This is a genomic window from Fischerella sp. (assembly GCF_013388695.1).
Classification (GTDB): Bacteria; Cyanobacteriota; Cyanobacteriia; order Cyanobacteriales; family Nostocaceae; genus PCC9605.
In genome coordinates this window covers 1-20,306 of sequence record NZ_JACAEU010000118.1, presented here as the reverse complement: position 1 = coordinate 20,306, position 20,306 = coordinate 1, and the positions used below count along the sequence as shown (strand labels likewise).

The 20,306-nt window shown below is 42.2% G+C and carries 17 protein-coding genes; 9 read left to right on the top strand and 8 right to left on the bottom strand.

All coding sequences use genetic code 11. The annotated features are described in order from the left end of the window. Positions 1–350: 350 nt before the first annotated feature. Positions 351–1,625 carry a glycosyltransferase family 1 protein gene (locus HXY43_RS16170; RefSeq protein ID WP_290884617.1) on the bottom strand — a complete coding sequence of 425 codons (1,275 nt, stop codon included), beginning with the start codon at positions 1,623–1,625 and terminating at the stop codon, positions 351–353. Between the two features lie 1,016 nt (positions 1,626–2,641). On the opposite strand from HXY43_RS16170, the gene HXY43_RS16165 reads away from it, so the two are divergent. Next, positions 2,642–3,028 carry a hypothetical protein gene (locus HXY43_RS16165; RefSeq protein ID WP_290884614.1) on the top strand — a complete coding sequence of 129 codons (387 nt, stop codon included), beginning with the start codon at positions 2,642–2,644 and terminating at the stop codon, positions 3,026–3,028. A gap of 85 nt (positions 3,029–3,113) precedes the next feature. Here HXY43_RS16165 and HXY43_RS16160 read toward each other — a convergent pair whose 3' ends face one another. The 3 genes from HXY43_RS16160 to prfC form a co-directional block, all read right to left on the bottom strand. Further along, entirely contained in the window at positions 3,114–3,593 is a 480-nt protein-coding gene (locus HXY43_RS16160) for an RNA-binding protein (protein ID WP_026733138.1), read from the bottom strand. Positions 3,594–4,243: 650 nt separating this feature from the next. Continuing rightward, on the bottom strand, positions 4,244–6,613 hold the full coding sequence (locus HXY43_RS16155; RefSeq protein WP_290884610.1) for a zinc metalloprotease HtpX: 2,370 nt from the start codon (positions 6,611–6,613) through the stop codon (positions 4,244–4,246). Between the two features lie 318 nt (positions 6,614–6,931). Then, positions 6,932–8,560 (bottom strand): peptide chain release factor 3, encoded by a 1,629-nt coding sequence (gene prfC, locus HXY43_RS16150; protein ID WP_290884607.1) that lies wholly within the window; start codon positions 8,558–8,560, stop codon positions 6,932–6,934. 128 nt (positions 8,561–8,688) lie between these two features. On the opposite strand from prfC, the gene HXY43_RS16145 reads away from it, so the two are divergent. The 3 genes from HXY43_RS16145 (at position 8,689) to HXY43_RS16135 (ending at position 11,687) form a co-directional block, all read left to right on the top strand. Next, positions 8,689–9,030 carry a DUF4870 domain-containing protein gene (locus HXY43_RS16145; protein ID WP_026733135.1) on the top strand — a complete coding sequence of 114 codons (342 nt, stop codon included), beginning with the start codon at positions 8,689–8,691 and terminating at the stop codon, positions 9,028–9,030. 392 nt (positions 9,031–9,422) lie between these two features. After that, positions 9,423–10,403, top strand: a complete 981-nt coding sequence (hemB, locus tag HXY43_RS16140; RefSeq protein WP_290884602.1) for a porphobilinogen synthase — start codon at positions 9,423–9,425, stop codon at positions 10,401–10,403. A 975-nt stretch (positions 10,404–11,378) separates the two neighbouring features. Continuing rightward, positions 11,379–11,687, top strand: coding sequence for a helix-turn-helix transcriptional regulator (locus tag HXY43_RS16135; RefSeq protein WP_290884599.1), 309 nt, complete (start codon positions 11,379–11,381; stop codon positions 11,685–11,687). A gap of 309 nt (positions 11,688–11,996) precedes the next feature. Here the strand turns inward: HXY43_RS16135 and HXY43_RS16130 are convergent, their stop codons facing one another. Further along, positions 11,997–12,146, bottom strand: a complete 150-nt coding sequence (locus HXY43_RS16130) for a hypothetical protein (protein WP_290884596.1) — start codon at positions 12,144–12,146, stop codon at positions 11,997–11,999. Positions 12,147–12,210: 64 nt separating this feature from the next. On the opposite strand from HXY43_RS16130, the gene HXY43_RS16125 reads away from it, so the two are divergent. From HXY43_RS16125 to HXY43_RS16105, 5 genes are all read left to right on the top strand, one after another. Beyond that, positions 12,211–13,194: an alpha-ketoacid dehydrogenase subunit beta gene (locus HXY43_RS16125; RefSeq protein WP_290884593.1), complete on the top strand. Its 984-nt coding sequence runs from the start codon at positions 12,211–12,213 to the stop codon at positions 13,192–13,194. A gap of 204 nt (positions 13,195–13,398) precedes the next feature. Continuing rightward, positions 13,399–14,811 carry a protein translocase subunit SecD gene (secD, locus tag HXY43_RS16120; RefSeq protein ID WP_290884590.1) on the top strand — a complete coding sequence of 471 codons (1,413 nt, stop codon included), beginning with the start codon at positions 13,399–13,401 and terminating at the stop codon, positions 14,809–14,811. Next, entirely contained in the window at positions 14,808–15,788 is a 981-nt protein-coding gene (secF, locus tag HXY43_RS16115; RefSeq protein WP_290884586.1) for a protein translocase subunit SecF, read from the top strand. Before secD ends, secF begins: the two co-directional genes overlap by 4 nt. Positions 15,789–15,981: 193 nt before the next feature. After that, positions 15,982–16,383, top strand: a complete 402-nt coding sequence (locus tag HXY43_RS16110; RefSeq protein WP_290884583.1) for a hypothetical protein — start codon at positions 15,982–15,984, stop codon at positions 16,381–16,383. A gap of 101 nt (positions 16,384–16,484) precedes the next feature. Beyond that, positions 16,485–16,943, top strand: a complete 459-nt coding sequence (locus HXY43_RS16105) for a GNAT family N-acetyltransferase (RefSeq protein WP_026733128.1) — start codon at positions 16,485–16,487, stop codon at positions 16,941–16,943. 277 nt (positions 16,944–17,220) lie between these two features. On the opposite strand, the gene HXY43_RS16100 is transcribed toward HXY43_RS16105, so the two are convergent. The 3 genes from HXY43_RS16100 to prmC form a co-directional block, all read right to left on the bottom strand. Continuing rightward, positions 17,221–18,135 (bottom strand): HAMP domain-containing sensor histidine kinase, encoded by a 915-nt coding sequence (locus tag HXY43_RS16100; RefSeq protein WP_290884578.1) that lies wholly within the window; start codon positions 18,133–18,135, stop codon positions 17,221–17,223. Between the two features lie 311 nt (positions 18,136–18,446). Beyond that, positions 18,447–19,037: an L-threonylcarbamoyladenylate synthase gene (locus HXY43_RS16095; RefSeq protein WP_026733126.1), complete on the bottom strand. Its 591-nt coding sequence runs from the start codon at positions 19,035–19,037 to the stop codon at positions 18,447–18,449. Between the two features lie 161 nt (positions 19,038–19,198). Next, the gene (gene prmC / locus HXY43_RS16090; RefSeq protein ID WP_290884574.1) at positions 19,199–20,113 is read right to left on the bottom strand and encodes a peptide chain release factor N(5)-glutamine methyltransferase; all 915 of its coding nucleotides are present in this window, start codon (positions 20,111–20,113) and stop codon (positions 19,199–19,201) included. Between the last annotated feature and the right edge of the window lie 193 nt (positions 20,114–20,306).

The window sequence follows — 20,306 nt, the reverse complement described above, 5'->3', positions numbered from 1 at the left end:
AGTGTAAATACATAAAACAATAAAAAGACTTCATAAAGAAGTCTTTGGGAATATTTCATGTCTTTGAGGAGTTTGGTACTTTAACAATTCTTATAACAATTCTATTTCATTTCTGAAAAAATAAAGTAAATTTGTACGTCCTTCTTTCCTGTTTCCTGTTAAGAGTTACCTGCCTCAACGAGTAATTTCACAATTCATTTAGGACTGCTATAGTTGTAACAATTACACAGGAAGGACGCAAGATTTGCGTCCTTACCAAAAATTTTCGTAATAGGAATTGGCAATAACAAAAGGTATAGGTAAGAAGAATTAGCCCTTACCAATTCCCCATTATCTGTTACGGAATCAGCTTATGAACTCATTAACGCTGGTTCTTTCTCTTCAACCTTTGGGTTCAAAAGTTGCGTGTATAATTCACTCAACTGGCTGGCGACGCCATCCCAACTAAACTTGGTTTCAACTCGCGTTCTTGCACCTTGACCTAACTGATCTCGCCACTGCTGACTGCTGATAATTCGATCAATTGCAATAGCGAAGGCATCCACATCTTGTGGTGGTGCTAGTAAACCAGTTTCTTCGGGTACCACAGTAAACTGAAGTCCGCCTACATCACTTGCCACTACTGGTGTATAGCTGGCCATAGCTTCTATTGCCACCAATCCAAAGGGTTCATAGTGACTGGGGACAACGCAAACATCAGCCGCAGCGTAGTAACTTGGTAGGATTTCTTGACTGAGACGACCAGTAAAGGTGGTAAAATCACTAATTCCTAATTCGGCAACAATCTTCTCAATTCGTTCGCGTTCTATACCGTCGCTATGACCAGGACGGCTACCACCACCAATGATTAATTTCAGGTTTTTATTACCACGAAACTGCGACTGTCCCACAGCACGCACTAGGGTTTCTATGCCTTTACGCGGATCAAAACGTCCCACATAAAACACGACTTTGTCTTCGGTATCAAGTCCCAACTGAACTCTTGCCGCTTGTCGGTCAATACAACCAAACTGCTTAATATCAGTACCGCAGGGAATGATATCAACATTACCTTTTGTGGAAACGAGCGATCGCATATGTTCTTTTTCCTGTGGACTCGTCGCCACTATCCGTTCGGCTGTTTCCAATACCTCTTTTTCTACTGCTAACCGTGTACTGGCAATTAGAGGAATACTGTTGATAGTGTTGTACTTAACTGCTCCTAATGAGTGGTATGTATGAACCTGCTTACTACCTTGAATTTTCTTTAACTGCATCCCTACCCAGCTAGAAAGCCAGTAGTTTGTATGAACTAACGGATATGTAATACTGTTTTCTGTTTGGAATGCCAGAAAATTCTCCACAAATTCTGGCAAATACCCAAACAAATTGTCTCTAGGAACAAAATCAAGAGAACCCGCTTGTAAACGTATTGTTCGACAATTAGGGCTGTGTTGAACTATTGTGTCTTGCTCTGCACTCACCTTGCGGGTAAACATATCAACTTGCCATCCCCGCTGGGCTAATGCTTCACCTACCTGACGAACATAAACATTTTGTCCTCCAGCTTCTTCTTTACCGATTTCGATTGCTGGATCGCCGTGGACTGAAATCAAGGCGATGCGTTGTTCAGTTCTAGAGTTCATAGTGTGTTGGTTTCTTGATTGAACAAGGTGTCAAGCAGATTTTTGTCTAGCTCGTCACCTCAATCATGTGGAAAGTTTAAGTAATCTTTATTTTAATTTAATCTGACAAATATTTTATACATCTGCGACTAAATGTACTCTACTCAATTCCGTATTTCTATTCATTCTTTTTATAGATAATTGCGAATATTTTATCTAATCGCTTTGATAAACCAACCTATTTTTTGTATTTAGAATCACCTAAATTGAGTTTAATCTATGCCAATAATTGATATATTCTATGCATCGATCGTATCAAAAAAATCATTTGATTGTAATTTAATATACTTTATACTAAATGGTTACACTACGATTTTTTAGCAACTTCTTCTTAAATCAACCATTATTAGATGTTGTTCAAAAGTAAAATTAATACATATATTTGATTACTTACTTTAAACTAAGTACATTAGAAAATAAAAGCATTTATTTACACTTATATCTTTTGAGTTATATACTGTTTTATCTAATTTAAGATTGTAAAATTTAATACTTGTATTCACGAAACTTTATATGATCAAACCCTGACATTTATAATTAAAACTTATGAAAATTTATTTTGTATTTGTCTAAACCTAAAAATTTAGAGTGTCATATCCTTTTTTACTGCTAAACTTATCCACCTATTGTCTCTATTTAGGTGATCGCACTGCTTTTTGCCTATTTGCTAATTCTAGGTTCACCAAGCTACCATGCAACAGACGCTATGAGCTTTTATTCACAACGAAGCATAAAAATCTATCTTTCCTTTCCCCTTTACCCCTTTGCCTTTTCCCTATTTTCAAGATAGAAACACTGCACGTAGAACACTACATCTATGGAATGAAGGTGAAGAAGTGCTGAGAAGATAGGACTAGTTCCGGTGAGCCGATCGCACTTGCTGATATGCTGAGAAAGAATTCAAAGACAACAAGCATTGTAGCGAAATAAAAAGCGATTGCAGAAATTAAAGACTCTGCTTCCAGTAAAATACACTTATGCAACTAAAATTCATTCCCGTTGAAGAGTTTTACTTTGCTCTCACCCTAGCGGTTCGGACGCTGGAAGAATTAGATCAACCAGGTTTAATTGAACAAGTGCGATCGCGACTGTTGGCAGAATGCGGTCAGCCTTCTACAGTAGCTCCTGGCAAACAGAATACCTTTAATTATGTATTCAAAGTAGAAGGTATAGACTCCAGCCCCGCGCCTGGGCTGATTGTCTCTATTTCAGACTGGCAAGATAAACTACGCCTTAGCAGCGACTATGGTTGGATGCTAGATCGGCAACGCAAGCCAATCCGCACAGAAAAATTTGACCAGCGATCGCAGTTTACCCAACAGTTGCGATCGCACTTACAACAATGGCTTCAAATACCCTTATAGTTAACTAGCTCGCAGGTAGATAATTAAAAATTAAAAATTCAAGTTTGTTTTGAATTTTTAATTTTTAATCACTTCTACTGCTGTCTTAACTAGTAGTTTGTGCGGCTAACATCTGCTTGAGTTTTTCCAACTCAGACGCCCAGCGGGGATCTGGACGAATAGCATCTGTGTCCGCAGCTGGGGTGCTTTCTCTGGGACCACCACGACGAGATTTTTTAGGTTTCTTGTTTTCTCTCGGGGCACTACCACCAGCATTACCACCAGCATGACTAACAGCTTTAGCTGCTGGTTGTTCTTCGCTATCTTCTCCCTTCGTGCGAGGTAATGCTTTTTCTAATTTGATGGGAGAATCTTTGAACAATTGACCATTGTATTTTTCAATAATATGGTCTGCTTGTTCATCATTATTGACTGTGAGAAAACCGAAGCCACGGCATTTGCCTGTTTTTCGGTCTTTGATCAGTTTAGTGGTGACAGCATCGCCTTCTTCTGCAAAAACTGCTTGCAGTTCTTGACGATCTATTTCTTCTTTAGGCAGATTACCTATATATAGACGAACGGACATGGACTACACCTCCAGAGTTGATTGAAAACTACCAGGCAAAAAACAGTAACTTGGCTTTGGCTTTTGTTTTGATAGATGCTATTGACCAACATTGCCACAAACCAATTTTTTTAATCCAAAATTTTAATCTGTACAATACAGTTTTTTACCAGGATCAAGCTTGTTTAATACAAAAGCGTACACTGCGCCAATAATACCTTTATTCTAAGAATTTATTAATTTTAAACCTACTGCTTACGACAGGAAATTTCTTCAAGCCCTTCGACGAATTAAATACCATTTCTTACATTATCACGGTATTTTCTACGTAGCTAGTTCAGGACACACATTTCCAACGATTGCATGAATGCATCGTAGCATAAAATACTTTTTTTCTGAAGTGTGGCAATGTGGCATTTTGGAAACAAAAACCAGCCAGTGGCTGGTTGATTTGCTGCTGTGTTGGGAGGAGAAAAGGGGATTTATTGGCGCAAGCAGCCGAGAATGATAACTAAGCTAGGTTACTAAGTTATATTGCTTGCTATTGTTTATGTGAATAAATGTAACACATTCAGAAAGATTTTGCAACTTTTGTTTACAAACCGTAGGTGGTTAGTAGTTAGTGGTTAGTGGTTAGTGGTAAACAACTACTAACTACTAACTACTAACTCTTACCCTCTAAGGAGAATATATGCTCCCCAAACCTCTGCTGCTACAGCCAAAACTATAGACAAAATGGGATGAGGACTATTAAGGGTTCTTCCGCCTTGAGTTTGCAAGCTTTGGATGTCAATCCAAGGTGTAGCCCCCCGCCGTAGCCAGCCAGTGACAACGATCTGCCGACCAATCAACTCTTGAAGATTGATGCCCTGTCTTAGCCAAGGTACATGATGTAATTTCACCAAACCAGTGCTAGATTGCAGGATTAAATCTTGTCCTAAATAGTTGCTAGTACCCTGACGACCTAACAGCTTGCCAACAAGACGCACGCCAGTGCTATCGATGGGAAGGGCAGCAGGGTTAGTTAATAGGTTGGGCAAACGGTCATCAGTTTGTACGTTAGTAGGTTTAATGTTGGGAAAGAAGGAATTTATCCGCAGCAAAATGCCGATGCTAAAGCCAATCAAAATGGAACCTTTGAGAAAATTCCAATCGTCGTAGATCCACGTCAGGTTCAAAATCTTGAATGCGAAAATAATTTGCCAAATTAGCCAGATCAGACCCCCAAACACAATACCTAAAATAATTCCCAAAAAAGGAGCGATTTGTAGTAAAAAAGACTGACGTTTTACTCTTAAGGGGCGTTGGCTTTCGAGATATAATTCCGGGACTACGTGCCAATTACGGGCAATCTGACAAAGACGTTGGAGGCGATCGCCTATTAAAGGATGAGTATTATTAATCACAAACCACCAACGATAGGGGTTGAGATTATCCCACATTAAGAAAGATTCAAAGGTGGTATGAGAAGCAATACTGCCTAAACACAGACTTTGTTCGTAGCCTACTGGCATAACTATATTTAAGCTTTCTAGCTGCCAGCTAGTGTGTTCCTGCTTTTGCACATCACCAGCAATGCCAATCGCAATTTTGAGCAATGCCCGGGTAAGCCCATTGGGATTACCAGTAACTTCTGCACCAACGCGATCGCTATAATAAAGCCGTAGCTGAGACAACCACAAAGCTGTCCCCACGAGTAAACACCACACACAATAAATCAGACTCGCCAGCACACCTAAAACATGATGCCAAATTGATGGCAAACTTCTGTCTCCCCATTCCGCAAATTGCCGATATAGTTGGTAAACCGGAATCGTCACCAGTAGCACCAGTGACATCACTCCATAATCCCGGTGGGCGATATGTCCCAACTGACTGGCGTAAATTGTGGCGATTTCGTCATCTGCAAGTTGTTCTAAAAGTCCCCGACTCACCACAATCCTGGCAGTACGAGGTAAATTACCATAAGTAAAGGCAACTGGTGCAGCAAGTGGTATAATAAACAATTTTGGTGTCTGCCAGCCCCGCTGTTGGCAATAGCGTTGCAATACTCGCACAGCCTCTTTGCTAGACCGATTTAAAAGATCCTTTGCTAGTGGTTGCTGACCATAAAATTCTGCCAGCAACCGATCCAATAACCAAGGAGACAGGCAGAACAATAGAAAGAGCGAGATCAGTAGAAAGATAGTGGGATTGGTATATAAAAGCTGTATTGGCTCAAGGAAGGGCAGCTTGACTAAAATATCGTTAATAAATCTCATTGTTAACATTAGCAGCGCCCGGATTACCCAAAACAGCGCTACAAATGTTCCTAATTGCAGTAGCCGCAATAGCTTTAAGCCCCGCTTTGGTAGCGGTTGCCATACCCTAGCACGTCCTGCTTGCCGCCAATAAATAGTGAGTGGTTTGGTTCGATCGCGATTAACAGTTGCAGAAGAATCACTAGGCGTAACAGTAGGAGAAATGGAAGATGCAGAGAGTGATAGAGATGGAGTTGTGGGCACAGAGACGCGGGGCATGGAATAAGCAGAGGGCAACCAAGCATGCGGGCCTCCTCGAGTTGTAGCCACCCGCAGAGTAGAATTTGGTGCTGATACACGCTGCGAGGTGATGAGTTCATCCCCCGTGTCCTCTTTTCCCTCTCTATTCTCCGACTCCTGAAACTCTGACTCAGAAGTGACTGTGGACGGAGTAGGTGATGAATTCTCAAAAGGGACAAATCCTGTTACATCGGTTTTTGATTCAGTTTTTAATGGAGTATGGTTTTTATAACGTTTTGTTAATTTCTGTAAAGAGCGTTCTGCCCACTCCTTCACTTGCGGATTGTCACTTTGAGTCAGTGTTTCACACAGAGCGATCGCCTTTGGTACTTCACCGCTACGGGCATAGGCTACAACCAAACCAATTTCGGCTTGTAAGGTAGCCGTGCGATCGCTTGTAGTAGCAGTAACAGCTTCTAGTATCGTTTTCGCCGTTTGGTAGTTCCCTTGCTTGAGGGCGGTTAAACCAGCCTTCAAAGATGGTTCGGGATGCGAAGGCATAGCCGGTTGCACTCCAATAACTATATTGTTGGGGTTAGTTAGTAGTTAGTAGTTAGTAGATAGTAGTTAGTAGGCAGAAAACAACTTTTTAACACTTATTTACATAGCTGCTTTTCTTTCCGTATAACTACTTAGTGGCTGTTTGTTAACTAATAACTACTAACCACTATCTACTACCTACTAACCACCAACTACTAACCATTCAACAAAAAATTTGGCATTTCTTCCCCTCTTCTGGCGAAGGGGAAGAGGGGGAGGAATGCCAGTCAGCATCTAAGCTACACACAGATGATTGCTCCATGAGTGGGTTGTTGACCCTTAGCCCTCCACGGGTTGTTGACCGGAAAATACTGGGGCGATCGCACTTAGTTTCAACTCTGGATGGTCTCCCTGTAATTGTTGACAGTTCCACTCATTGCGGAACAGCAAGACTGGGCGACCCATGCTATCTTTGACTGTGGTTGTATTGAATAAGCGTCCTACCTTGTTCAACTCTTCCCAACCACCCTCAACCCAACGGGCAACGCTGTAGGGCAATAACTCTAACATGGTTTCCACTCCATATTCATTTTGTAAGCGGAATTGCACCACCTCGAATTGCAACTGACCCACCGCAGCCAGAATTGGATCGCGCTTGGCTTCATCCACTGAGTACATAATTTGTACGGCCCCTTCTTCGCGCAACTCAGAAACACCTTTTTGAAATTGCTTGAATTTGGAGGGGTTCGGGTTGCGGAGAATCGCAAACAACTCTGGAGAGAAATAAGGAATACCCTCATACTCTAACTTTTGTCCAGTGTAAATTGTATCCCCAATTGCAAAAACTCCAGGATTGTTTAAACCGATTACATCACCTGGGTAGGCGACATCAATTGATTCCCGTTCTTGGGCAAAGAGTTTTTGCGGACGAGACAGACGGACAATTTTGCCTGTGCGAGCGTGATTTACCGTCATATCTTTTTCAAACTTGCCCGTACAGACGCGTACAAACGCCACGCGATCGCGATGTTTTGGGTCCATATTGGCCTGAAGTTTGAACACAAACCCAGAAAATTCTGGGTAGGCAGGGAAAACTTCACCGATAGTGCTGTTATGAGAGCCTGGTTTGAGGGCGTAATCTAGAAAAGACTTAAGGAATAATTCTACCCCGAAGTTAGTCATGGCACTACCAAAGAAAACAGGTGTCATTTTGCCTTGGTGTACCAACTCTAAATCTAGATCCGGCCCCACACCTTCTAAAAGTTCTAAATCGTTTTTTAGTTGATAGTAAAGGTCTTGTTCTAGGAGTTGTTCAATTTTGGCATTGCCCAAATCAACTACCGTGTCTATTGCTTCTTTACTACCGTGGGCAGTTCTTTCAAATAGGTGGATTTGTTGTTGTCGGCGGTCAAAGATACCTTTAAAGCGATCGCCCATACCAATGGGCCAGTTAACCGCATAGGTTTGCAATCCTAATTCTTGTTCAATTTCATCCAGCAGTTCCAGCGGTTCTCGTCCTGGACGGTCTAGCTTGTTTACAAATGTGAAGATAGGAATACCCCGCATCTTACACACTTCAAACAACTTGCGCGTCTGGGGTTCCAAACCTTTGGCAGCATCAATTAGCATCACCGCATTATCTGCTGCTGCCAGAGTGCGATAAGTATCTTCACTAAAATCTTGGTGGCCGGGAGTATCTAATAAATTTATCTGACAGTCCTGGTATACAAATTGCAAGACTGTAGAAGTAATAGAAATACCCCGTTGTTGTTCCATTGCCATCCAATCGGACGTAGCTTTGCGTTGCGCCCGCCGTGCTTTGACTGCACCAGCTTCGTGAATTGCACCTCCGTATAGCAGTAGCTTTTCTGTCAGCGTAGTTTTACCAGCATCAGGGTGAGAAATAATCGCAAAATTGCGCCGACTTTCAACTGCTTTGTGAAGCTCTAACTCTAGGTCAGTTGACATAACTGTATCTACTTGTAACTTAACTTAACTTAACTTTTTCCAACTTTAGCGAGTCTTTTAATCTTAAGGCAACGATGCTCATGATAGGGTCTTAATGTAACTGAAACCTGAATAAAAGGGGGAAAGTAATGTACGACACGGACAAGCGCAAGCTTTTATCAGCCCTGTGTCACGGAGCAATTTTTTTTAGTACTACATTAGTATCAATTGGTCTACCAATTTTCATCGTTTTTTTAACTGAAGATCCTGTTGTTAGAGAGAATGCCAAAGAAGCGATTAATTTCCACTTTAATGTCTGGTTCTATGGAGCTATTATTGGTGTGCTAATCTGGATCACTTTCGGTTTATTGATACCTTTGGCCGGTATCTGGTTTGTCATCCACTGGGGATTAACTATTTGGGCGCTTTACCACGTTCTTAGCGACACTGAAAAACCATTCCGCTATCCCTTCATTTTCCGACTTGTGTAGCATAAAAGTGATTTTTCTCCGTTAGCACTAAGGTCACTGATGAATATATTTAGATAAAGAAGTGACTTTGAAATAGCTGGTAATTGCAAAATGGTAATTGGTAAGAGGCTGTGTTTTAATTGCCAATTACTATTGAACCTCACACTTATTCCATCAGTGATTGATAATCCAGTTCATCTACTATTTTGATGAGAATTTTAATATAGTTTACCTGCCTTCTCGCAGAGAAATGGCAAGCAAGCTGTAAAATACAAAATTGCCCCACAGCATCAGCAGTAGGGCAGAGGACAGTTAAGCGCTTTTTGCAGTGTGTCCTACGGGAGCAAGGTTTTGCCCTGGATGTGTGACGCTTTGTTTTTCGTCCATTTGAGTTTTTTAGTTTATAAAACTTTATGTTTCCAATTCATCGACCCCGTCGCCTGCGTACCCATTCCCAACTGCGTCGGATGGTACGCGAAACCGTTCTCACCACAAATGACTTAATTTACCCTCTGTTTGCTGTACCAGGTGAGGGAATTGCCAATGAAGTCAAATCAATGCCAGGTGTCTTCCAGCTTTCAATAGACAAAATTGTGGAAGAGGCTAAAGAAGTTTATGACCTGGGCATTCCCGCTATTATTTTGTTTGGCATTCCCGCCGATAAAGATGTGGATGCCACTGGCGCTTGGCATGATTGCGGTATTGTCCAGAAAGCTGCCACTGCTGTGAAAGAAGCAGTGCCCGATTTGATTATCATTGCTGATACTTGTTTGTGCGAGTACACCAGTCACGGCCACTGCGGCTATTTGCAAGTCGGTGACTTGACAGGAAGAGTACTCAACGATCCCACCCTAGAATTACTCAAGAAAACCGCTGTTTCCCAAGCAAAAGCGGGTGCGGATATCATCGCGCCTTCTGGGATGATGGATGGATTTGTGCAAGCTATTCGTGTTGGTTTGGATGAAGCGGGATTCCAAGATACGCCAATTTTATCATATGCAGCTAAGTATGCTTCGGCTTACTACGGCCCGTTCCGGGATGCAGCTGACTCAGCACCGCAGTTTGGCGATCGCCGTACCTATCAAATGGACCCCGGTAATGCCCGCGAAGCCCTCAAAGAAATTGAGTTAGATATCGCTGAAGGCGCTGATATGTTGATGGTGAAGCCAGCCTTGGCTTACATGGATATCATCTGGCGCGTTAAGGAAGTTAGCAATCTACCCGTTGCTGCTTACAACGTTTCCGGTGAATATTCTATGGTGAAAGCTGCCGCCCTCAACGGTTGGATTGACGAACAGCGCGTGGTGATGGAAACTTTAATCGGTTTCAAACGCGCTGGGGCGGACTTGATTTTGACCTACCATGCTAAAGATGCAGCGCGTTGGCTGGGGTAAGCAGTGGCTAGTCCTCAAAGATGACAAAATTTCATCTGCATAATTTGCTTGTAAATCTCACGCAGAGGTGCAAAGTTGGCGACAGATGCTGTAGCAGATATAGCAGATAGTTGAACCGCGAGTCCGACCAAAAAATTTATCTGTTACACATCCGTTGCTTGTCTTGGTATCTAGGCGTGAGATTGTTGTGGAAAGAAATTCAAAATCAAAAATTTTACTTTTTATATCTCTAGCTACAGGACAATTGTCAGTAATTTTTTAGTTTAAAAAATTACTTAATTTAACAGTAATATTTTGGATACCCTAGCGTATCTTCAAAATAAATACAATATCAAATATAATGCTCCGAAACTCCTTATCCGAGATAAGTAGAAAGGCATAAATAAACTAAAAACAGTGCGGGCTAGAAGCCCACCCCACAATATTATTAAAGCTCTTGTGGGGTGGAGAGAAGTCCGAGCGGAGGCTTCCTCCGTAGACGCCCTCCGGGCGGCTTCCCAAAGGGTTCGGAACTTCGGAGCATCCTGCCCGCCCGTATCAAATACAAGATATTTTACGTTTAATTATGTTGACCTACTTATAACAGCGATCGCTAGTGTAATTTTTTGGTAGCTGAGGTGCATACAAAAAGGTTCTGAAAAGATTATCGGCTGTCTCCTGTCTTATCTATCGCCTAAAGCAAAACTCCACCTAATTCACAAGGTTTTCTTTGTTGATAGTATACAGATTTATCTTGTATTGGGTACGTTGGTAAACGTGAAAGTTAGTCCTGTATAAAAATAGGTACAGATATTTAAGGTTTTGCATAGAGAATTTTATAAGAGATTGTACAGAAATATAGGAATCTTTTGTTTGTCATAAGGTACAGCGATCGCTTATAAAATAATATAGTTAATAATTTGTTTTCAGTTGGCATTTTTACGTCAACTGATTTATTAAATGCATTCATATAGTTATCAAAGGGAGCATTCAGATATGGATATGCAAGTCCTGAGAGAACGTGCGGGACTTAGCCGTGCAGAGGTTGCCTTCAGGCTTGCAATCAGTGAAACCAGTGTTCGCAACTGGGAAGCAGGACGTACTGAACCTACAATGACGCCCAAAAAATACTTAGAAGCGTTGCGACTATTTAAATGCACACCAGAAGAATTGGCAGCAGCAAGCGAAAAATCTATCAATCAGCGGCATAAACGTAAACCAGGAAGACCAAGAAGGTTTCCAAATAATCAGGTCAATCAAGTCACTCCTATGCCTGACACTTCTGCTGCTGAGATACGGCTGTAGCTAGCTGAAATAATAAATACCGTTATCTCAATGCATTTGATTTTGCACACTTTGATTAAACAAAATAATTATGGGCTAGCATACAAGCAAACGGGCAAGATGCCTTTTCTCCATTGGGTACTGGTGAAATCGCTTCCCGTCTTAGCTTCTGCCGAGATGGGAAAGTGGCGTAGACGCCTGTCAGGGCAGCTTCTCCTAAAGTAGGGTGATTAGATACTGGGGACTGGGAAAGAATCTCACTTACTTCCCATTCATCAATAGCCAGTCCCTTTTGAATTACAGTTAAAATAGCGATTGATAGCTAGCAAACTAGTACACTAAGGCAGAACTGACTCGATAGTTATATAAATAGACAACAAACTGCTTGTTACGAGCAATATAGGCTTCTGCGTTTTCTGTTCTGCCTCTTGCCTGCTTACAAAGCGTGCAAACTCGCCCTTCTGCTCTTTTTTGGAGCATCGCTCACCGTATTGATAGCAGAAGCACGATAAGATTCTAGAACAATAATCGCATACGAGGTCGAATGGCAGAAACACTACTCTTCAACGCCCTACGGGAAGCCATTGATGAAGAAATGGCGCGTGACTCAACTGTATTTGTGCTTGGTGAAGACGTAGGACACTACGGTGGTTCTTACAAAGTTACCAAAGACTTGTATCAAAAATACGGCGAACTGAGAGTTTTAGACACTCCCATCGCCGAAAATAGCTTTACTGGCTTGGCAGTGGGAGCAGCAATGACCGGGTTGCGGCCAATTATTGAAGGCATGAACATGGGCTTTTTGCTCCTTGCCTTTAACCAAATAGCTAACAATGCCGGGATGCTACGCTATACCTCTGGTGGTAACTTTAAAATTCCGATGGTTATTCGTGGCCCTGGTGGTGTAGGACGTCAGCTAGGAGCAGAACATTCTCAGCGATTGGAAGCTTATTTTCAAGCCGTTCCGGGATTAAAGATTGTTGCCTGCTCTACACCTTACAACGCCAAAGGACTTCTCAAATCTGCTATCCGCAATGACAACCCGGTGTTGTTCTTTGAACACGTCCTGCTTTATAACTTGAAAGAAAATTTACCAGAGGAAGAATATCTGCTACCACTGGATAAAGCAGAAGTCGTCCGTCGTGGTAAAGATGTCACAATTCTCACCTACTCGCGGATGCGGCATCATGTACTGCAAGCTGTAAAAACATTGGAAAAACAAGGTTTTGACCCGGAAGTTATCGATTTAATATCTCTCAAACCTTTAGATATGGATACAATTGGGGCATCCGTGCGGAAAACCCATCGAGTAATTATAGTCGAAGAGTGCATGAAAACAGGGGGCGTTGCAGCCGAAATAATTGCATCAATTAACGATCGCTTTTTTGATGAGTTGGATGCGCCAGTACTGCGGCTTTCTTCCCAAGATATTCCCACACCTTATAACGGTACTATGGAGAGATTGACAATTGTTCAACCAGAGCAAATTGTCGAAGCTGTAGAAAAAATGGTAGCTTTGCGAGTTTAGATCGGGGATCGGGGATGGGGTATTGGGTACTGGTGAGAATTATGAATGATGAATGCGATTGGGCTGAAAATTTCATAATTCATAATTCATAATTCATAATTTTTATGCCCTTATCCCCAATCCCCAGTCCCTAAAATAACTTAACTCTTCACTCATAACTCATCAAAGAGCGCTATCATATCGTTTGTCGCAGCGAGTGATGGTATGCAAAGACAGCGATCGCTATTAGCTTTAATTTTATTTTTGGTAATTGCCGCGATTGTGGTAATTGCCACAATTCCCGTACCCCGAGGATTAGACTTGCGGGGAGGCTCACAGCTAACAATTCAAGTGAAGACAACTCCAGAAATTCCACGTATCACGGAGCGAGAATTGGAAGCTGTTAAAAGTGTAGTTGAAGGTCGCGTCAACGGTCTTGGCGTCTCTGAACCTGTGATCCAAACAGTAGGAGAAGACAAGATCTTGGTGCAACTACCCGGAGTCAACGATCCACAGCAAGCAGAACGAGTTCTGGGAGGTACAGCGCAGTTAGAGTTTCGCCAGCAAAAACCAAATACCGAAGCTCAACTGTTTGCTTTACGAGCATCGCAACTCGAACTCAAACAAAAGCAACAGGAATTGCAAAACTCTCAGGACACCGCAGCAATTCAAAAAAATCAAGAAGCGCTGCAAAATAATAGCAAGGCGATCGCTGAATTATTTGAAAGCACTAACCCACCACTCACAGGTAAATTTCTCAAAGACGCCCAAGGACAACCAACCTCAGGCAATAATTGGGAAGTTGCGATTCGCTTTGACCAACAAGGCGGCGATCTTTTTGCCCAAATCACCAAAAACCTTGCCGGTACTGGCCGCAGCATCGGTATTTTTCTCGATAACGAACTGATTAGTTCTCCTGTAGTTGGCCCAGAGTTCGCCAGTACTGGTATTGCGGGTGGTGCTGCGGTGATTACTGGTAACTTTACACCCCAAGAAGCCAATGAATTAGGTGTGCAGCTACGCGGCGGCGCATTACCTGTACCGGTAGAAATAGGTGAAATTCGGACAGTTGGAGCAACCCTGGGTCAAGATAGTGTGCAACGCAGCATCTGGGCAGGTCTTGGTGGTCTGGTTTTAGTACTGATATTTATGGTGGTGTACTATAGACTCCCGGGACTGATTGCGGATATATCACTAGTGATTTATACCCTGCTGACTTGGGCTAGTTTTGCTTTGTTAGGCGTCACCCTAACACTACCAGGAATTGCAGGTTTTATCCTCAGTATTGGTATGGCAGTTGATGCTAATGTGCTTATATTTGAACGCACGCGGGAAGAGTTGCGAGCAGGTAAAACCTTGTATCGTTCTGTGGAATCTGGCTTTTACCGCGCCTTTTCCAGTATTTTGGATAGTAACGTTACGACCTGGATTGCTTGTGCTGCGCTGTTCTGGCTGGGATCTAGTTTGGTAAAAGGCTTTGCGCTGACCCTGGCTTTAGGGGTAGCGGTGAGTATGTTTTCAGCAATTACCTGTAGTCGAACGTTGATGTTTTTGGCAATTTCCATTCCTTCATTGCGGAAACCAGAACTATATTGTCCTAATTTGCCAGCCTCAAATCAGGCAGAGGTGGCTCGATGAAACTAAGTATCAATAAATCGCGATCGCTGTGGTGGGCTATTTCTCTCGCCGTCATTCTTGCTGGTATCATCTCAATGGTGATTTCCTGGCAACAAATTGGTGCACCCCTACGCCCAAGTCTGGATTTCGTTGGTGGTACACGCTTGCAGTTTGAACGGGATTGTACTAATCCAGATAACTGCAATCAAGACATTGATATCAACGTTGTTCGAGAAGTAGCAAAAGAACAAGGCTTGGGTGACAGCAGCATTCAAATTGTCGCTGATAAGGAAACAGGTAAAGACAATGGTGTATTAATTCGCACCAAAACATTGGATGTCGAACAGCGTACTAAGTTGCAAAACGCCTTAAGCGAAAAAATTGGCTCCTTTGATCCGCAAAAAACCCAAATTGACACTGTTGGCCCTACCATCGGGCGAGAGTTGTTTAGAAGTGGTGTCATTGCTTTGGTGGTTTCCTTTGTTGGCATCATTGTCTACATGAGCGTTCGCTTCCAACTGGACTATGCCGTATTTGCCATCATTGCTCTGTTTCACGATGTGTTGATTACGGTAGGCATGTTCTCGATACTTGGTTTGACAGTAGGCACAGAAGTAGACAGTTTATTTATTGTTGCTCTGCTGACCATTACCGGTTTCTCAGTGAACGATACCGTAGTCATTTACGATCGCATTCGGGAAACACTCAGCCGCAATCCCAATCAATCAATCAATGAAGTGGTAGATGATGCAGTCAATCAAACCCTAGCACGATCAATCAACACAACCTTAACTGTATTGCTGACATTATTTGCCATCTACCTGTTTGGTGGAGAAACCCTAAAAAACTTTTCCTTAGCCTTGATTATTGGTTTCACAATGGGGGCATATTCCAGCATTTTTGTCGCCAGTACTCTCCTTGCTTGGTGGCGAGAACGCAAAGGCGAATCCGTTGTTCCTCAAACTGCCGAGTCTATAGATGGATCTGAAAAATTATGAATTATGAATGCTGAATTATGAATTAAGAAAATGCTTATTGCTTCATAATTCACGCTTAATGTGGATTAGAAGCCGGAACCATATATTGTCGTTGTAAAGACTTGCTGTTTACAGCATTTCTACAAAACACAGAATCCTTGAAATATTATTGCTTTTCATAATTCATAATTTATAATTCATAATTCATACGTCTATGGATCAACCGGAAAAATTCCCCAATAGTGAGCAGTCAGAGGCATCTTTCGCTGAACAAGTGCAAAAGCTACATCGTCTTACGGTATATGGCAGATGGCTGTTTGTCGCCTGTTTGTGGTTCACAATTGCCCCTATATCAATATGGGATCTACGTGAAGAAATTGCTCTGTGGCGGCAATACTTTACCTGGGTAGCGGTAAGATACGGACTTTTCTACCATCCATTTGCTACTCTTGGTTTAGCTTTTTGCATTGGTATGACCGTCGCTGTATTAGTTTGGCAAAGCCGGAATATTGTATTTGGGCTAACACCGCAGCATAAACAACGCCTAGAAAAACAGGTTTTTAAGATACGTCAGCAGGGATCTAGCCATCCTCTGTGGAAGTGGATTTGTCAGTAAATCTTGAATTTTTTATTAAAAAAATAGTTGCTATAGAACCATAAAGGCTGTATCTTGCAAAGCGAAGGTGAGCAAAGATACAGCCTGAATTGGGGCGATTTATGAATTCTTCTCAGATTCAATTTAGCGATCGCAAATCGGAAATTGACCTTTACCAACTCCAACAACTGTTCAACCTTTCAGCTTTCTGGGCAAAAGGGCGCAGTGTAGAGGATTTGGGCATAGCTATTGCCAACAGCGATCCTGTGATTACTATTTGGGATGGACAGCAATTAATTGGTTTTGCTAGGGCAACTTCCGATGGGATTTACCGTGCCACCATTTGGGATGTTGTAATTCATCCAGACTATCGTGGTAATGGGCTGGGCAATAAGTTAGTAGAAACTGTTCTGAGTCATCCTCATATACAACGAGTAGAGCGTGTTTACTTAATGACTACTCACCAGCAGCAGTTCTATGAAAAGATAGGTTTTCAAAAGAATTCTACGACTACGATGGTACTATACAATCAATCCAACCTTGCTTCCCTTTCAGTTGCAGAAATTCAGCTTCAGAACTAAACAAAGGGTGTAAGAGGTAATTTATAAAGTAAAAATAAAATAACTGTAGAGTGCGTTAGGTGCTTCATTAAATTTAATTTTTGACTTGTAAGTTGAAGAATGCGCCGTAATGCACCCTACAAACTAGAAAGTCGATTCAGTATTCAGAAATTGTCTTTATGAATGAGACAAGGGATAGGGAGAAGACACCCTTCGGGAAGTCAAAAGTATCAAGTCAAAAGTCAAAAGATTCTAATTTTGACTTTTGACTTGTTTTGTCCTTCCTTTCATTTGAAGATTACTGAATCGGTGTTCTAGTAAATTGGGGAATAGATATTTGCAGCCTAGTAATATATTCAACCTGTTCTGTCGCTCCAACAAATGGAACGATTTCTAATTTACCCCCCATAAATTCTAAGATAGTTTGACTAAGTAATAACTTCATTCCTATTGGAAAACTAATGTTTTCTTCGTCAGTTTTAGCAAATACATCTTCAGATGTAATTAAATTGATTGGCTCAGTATTTACAAACGCATAGGTAGGTATATCTATCCAAATATAAACTAAATTATTTGTAGATGAAGCTTGGGCAGAAATACAAATACTACCTTCTTCCATCTTGGCGATAGTAGTTTCAATTAGATTTATCAATACCTGTTTGAACCAGCGGGGATCTACTAGTATGCGTAACTCTGGGTCTGGCAGTAAAACCTTGAAGGGAAAATTCCGATTTTCTGCCAGTATATAAGTTAAGTCATAAACTTCCTGCAATAGTTCGGCTAGCGATCGCGATTGAATATCTAACTTGTTAGTACCGTGTTCTAGTCTGGCGACGTTGAGAATTTCATCAATCAGATTGAGCAGTTTCAACGCTCGTTCGTGAGCTTGCTGAATAAATTCTCGCTCTTCTTCTGGATTTTCACATAAATCCGCCAAAATTAATTGATGTAAGCCGATTAAACCATTGATGGGCGATCGCAATACATGAGTAGTCCGAGCTAAAAACCCCGCTTTAAACTGGCTCATTTCTTGTGCCATCTGATATGCCAGTTGCGTTTGCTCGATCTGTTGTCGGAGTTCTGCCACATCGTGTTTTTCTGTTGGTGGTAATGGGGATGAATTAGATAGACTGTTAATCCGCACCAATAATTCCCGAAGACCTGCTCCCAACAATAATCCTGCTCCTAGATATACCCAATTACTCCAATTCATAGATTTGGCAAATATTAACCTTCCTAATTGACCACACAGGTGCAAAATCAACTTCCGGAGTTGCTTCAGAAAGCAGATTTTGACCTCATCTCAGCTTGCAAAGACAAAGTCTAGAGATTTTTCTACTCAGCACCCAGTCAAAAACGCAGCCGCATCCGATCGCTTTTGCGCCTTGTGTTGACTTTGCTACCTGAGTTTGATCCAGACAGCTGTGTTGGACAATTTTACTTCCTAATGCAGAAATAAAGCGGCAAAATTTGAGATCGATACTGATAAAAAAGCATTATAGCTAGCTAAGTTGTATTCCCAACTTAAATTTCCAGCTTCACTGCTCCTTGCCGCAAAATCTGCCAATTCATCCCTGTCCATTTAACAACTGTGGAAGGTACTCCATTGCCTGACGTTTCACTTTCGCATTCCATCGTCGCCAGAGTCAAAACTTCAGGGAACTGAACTGCAATTTCTGCCATTGTTTGCAAGGGTGGCTGACCTGATAAATTAGCGCTGGTTGTCGCAAGCGGCCCTGTTTGTGCCAGAATTTTTTGAGCGATCGCACTGTTAGGTACGCGGATGCCAATTGTTGTCGGGTCTATAGGATTCATGGCTATTGGCACCCGTGCTGAAGCTGGTAAAACTAAAGTCAGCGCTCCCGGCCAATATTTTTTTGCTATACTCTGCCAAATCTTATATTCTTCCTCGCTACCCTTGACAAAAGGCCAGAGTTCATCTGCACTTGCTGCCATTAATATCAAAGGTTTATCTTGACCGCGCTGCTTGGCTGTAAAAATTAACGCTCCCTGCTCTGGTAAAGCTGCCAGTGCGGGAACGGTATCTGTAGGAAAGCTTACTAATTTACCTGCTCGTGCGCCAGCTACGAGCGTATCTAAAGAAACTTGTGTCATGCTCAAATTATGAGTTATAAATGGTTGTCGCGGTTCCCAATTGAGTGAAGTTGTAGGGGCAATTCATGAATTGCCCCTACCCACGTACCTCATTCAAACGAGAACCGCTATGATTAGGAATCATGAAATATGAATAAGTTTCATAATTCATAATCTATAACTCATAATTTGTAAGCGAGGGCAAAGCGTTCTATGCCAGCTAAATCGGTATAAATTTCGATATTGCAGTAGCTGCCTTGATTTTGCAACATTTCTCGTACAGCATCTGCTTGTCCAGCCATCATCTCAACCAGCCACACCCCACCCGATCGCAAATAGGCGGGGGAAGTTGCGATCAAATGGCGGATACAATCTAGACCATCGGCACCACCATCCAAAGCGAGATGCGGCTCATGGTTGACAACCTCTCGTTGCAGGGTAGATACGATGCTTGTAGGGATATAAGGTGGATTAGACACCATACCACTAAACTGTCCTTGTAGGGACTGTAGCGGTTCCCACCAATAACCTTGGTAAAAGCGGATGCGATCGGCAAGACCTAAATTCTGGGCGTTTTTTTGAGCAATTAAAAGCGCCTGTTCTGAGCAGTCAACCGCATGAATTGTTGCCTCCTTGAAGGCATCTGCTAGTCCAAGGGCGATCGCTCCACTACCAGTTCCTAAGTCTGCCCAGTGTCCTTGTTCTAAGCATAAATTTTCCCTGCCCTTACGCACTGCTGCCACTGCAATATCAATTAAGCACTCCGTTTCTGGTCTCGGAATCAAAACCGCAGGAGAAACTGCAATTTTAAACTGCCGCCAAGGCGTAACTCCTGTAATGTACTGCACTGGCAGACGATCGTTTAATCGTCTTTGCCAAAGCGCCTCTAATTCTTCTAAAGGCAGTTGCAGTGAAATTTGCGGCCAGTCTTTAAAAGATTCTAAACGAAGTGCCAAACGGTCTAATCCAGCTACCTCTTGCAGTAACCAATCTACTTCGGCAGGTGAAACATCAGAAGCGATCGCCGCTTGGATAGCTGCTTTACGCCACTGCCAAAGTCGCAAACCAGAAATTTCTTTTGGCTGTTGATCCACCATGCTTTACAGTTAACAGTTATCAGTTAGTCTTCATGACTAAAAGTCAAGGAGTTTAAACAATGAAAATGAATTCGTTTTTTGGCGTTGCTGAATTTGGTCATGAATTATGTGTGCATACATTTTTGTAGTTCGATGCCAAATCATTGTAGAGACGTAGCAATGCTACGTCTCTACATACCCGTGAATTGTAAAT

What these genes read in the sequence shown, in the direction of transcription:
- HXY43_RS16170 (WP_290884617.1), bottom strand. Translation starts at nt 1,625, where the DNA reads ATGAACTCTAGAACTGAACAACGCATCGCCTTGATTTCAGTCCACGGC.
- HXY43_RS16165 (WP_290884614.1), top strand. Translation starts at nt 2,642, where the DNA reads ATGCAACTAAAATTCATTCCCGTTGAAGAGTTTTACTTTGCTCTCACC.
- HXY43_RS16160 (WP_026733138.1), bottom strand. Translation starts at nt 3,593, where the DNA reads ATGTCCGTTCGTCTATATATAGGTAATCTGCCTAAAGAAGAAATAGAT.
- HXY43_RS16155 (WP_290884610.1), bottom strand. Translation starts at nt 6,613, where the DNA reads ATGCCTTCGCATCCCGAACCATCTTTGAAGGCTGGTTTAACCGCCCTC.
- prfC (WP_290884607.1), bottom strand. Translation starts at nt 8,560, where the DNA reads ATGTCAACTGACCTAGAGTTAGAGCTTCACAAAGCAGTTGAAAGTCGG.
- HXY43_RS16145 (WP_026733135.1), top strand. Translation starts at nt 8,689, where the DNA reads ATGTACGACACGGACAAGCGCAAGCTTTTATCAGCCCTGTGTCACGGA.
- hemB (WP_290884602.1), top strand. Translation starts at nt 9,423, where the DNA reads ATGTTTCCAATTCATCGACCCCGTCGCCTGCGTACCCATTCCCAACTG.
- HXY43_RS16135 (WP_290884599.1), top strand. Translation starts at nt 11,379, where the DNA reads ATGGATATGCAAGTCCTGAGAGAACGTGCGGGACTTAGCCGTGCAGAG.
- HXY43_RS16130 (WP_290884596.1), bottom strand. Translation starts at nt 12,146, where the DNA reads ATGCTCCAAAAAAGAGCAGAAGGGCGAGTTTGCACGCTTTGTAAGCAG.
- HXY43_RS16125 (WP_290884593.1), top strand. Translation starts at nt 12,211, where the DNA reads ATGGCAGAAACACTACTCTTCAACGCCCTACGGGAAGCCATTGATGAA.
- secD (WP_290884590.1), top strand. Translation starts at nt 13,399, where the DNA reads ATGCAAAGACAGCGATCGCTATTAGCTTTAATTTTATTTTTGGTAATT.
- secF (WP_290884586.1), top strand. Translation starts at nt 14,808, where the DNA reads ATGAAACTAAGTATCAATAAATCGCGATCGCTGTGGTGGGCTATTTCT.
- HXY43_RS16110 (WP_290884583.1), top strand. Translation starts at nt 15,982, where the DNA reads ATGGATCAACCGGAAAAATTCCCCAATAGTGAGCAGTCAGAGGCATCT.
- HXY43_RS16105 (WP_026733128.1), top strand. Translation starts at nt 16,485, where the DNA reads ATGAATTCTTCTCAGATTCAATTTAGCGATCGCAAATCGGAAATTGAC.
- HXY43_RS16100 (WP_290884578.1), bottom strand. Translation starts at nt 18,135, where the DNA reads ATGAATTGGAGTAATTGGGTATATCTAGGAGCAGGATTATTGTTGGGA.
- HXY43_RS16095 (WP_026733126.1), bottom strand. Translation starts at nt 19,037, where the DNA reads ATGACACAAGTTTCTTTAGATACGCTCGTAGCTGGCGCACGAGCAGGT.
- prmC (WP_290884574.1), bottom strand. Translation starts at nt 20,113, where the DNA reads ATGGTGGATCAACAGCCAAAAGAAATTTCTGGTTTGCGACTTTGGCAG.